This is a genomic window from Paraburkholderia sp. J7, assembly GCF_905220155.1.
Taxonomy (GTDB): domain Bacteria; phylum Pseudomonadota; class Gammaproteobacteria; order Burkholderiales; family Burkholderiaceae; genus Paraburkholderia.
The window spans coordinates 1-604 of sequence record NZ_CAJMYZ010000087.1; the positions used below are offsets into that span (position 1 = coordinate 1).

A 604-nucleotide genomic window follows, 5' to 3' on the forward strand; every position below is an offset into this window, starting at 1 on the left:
GCCAGACGCTGGTGGCGATCACCTCGGGCGCGAACATGAACTTCGACCGCATGCGCTTCGTGGCCGAGCGCGCCGAGGTGGGTGAAGCGCGCGAGGCAGTGTTCGCGGTGACGATCCCCGAGGAGCGCGGCAGCTTCAAGCGCTTCTGCGAGCTGGTCGGCACGCGCAGCGTGACGGAGTTCAACTACCGCATCGACGACGCCGAGCGCGCGCACATCTTCGTGGGCGTGCAGATCCGCAACCGTGGCGAGTCGCAGCAGATCGCGAAGACCTTCGTCGATCACGGTTTCCCGACCGTCGATCTCACTGGCGACGAACTGTCGAAGCAGCACATCCGCTACATGGTGGGCGGGCGCTCGCCGCTCGCGCACGACGAGCGTCTGTTCCGCTTCGAGTTCCCGGAGCGGCCGGGCGCGCTCATGCGCTTCCTGTCGTCGATGGCGCCGAACTGGAACATCAGCCTCTTCCATTACCGCAACCAGGGCGCCGACTACAGCTCGATTCTGGTGGGCATCCAGGTGCCCGCAGCCGAGGACGCCGAATTCCGCCGCTTCCTCGCCACGCTCGGCTATCCGTATTGGGAAGAGACGAGCAATCCGGCGTA

Annotated in this window: 1 pseudogene; it reads left to right on the top strand. The window is 65.9% G+C overall.

Features of this window, described 5'->3' with window-relative positions:
• A pseudogene (locus tag U5A58_RS40440) lies at positions 1 to 604 on the top strand (threonine ammonia-lyase, biosynthetic); the annotation flags it as partial.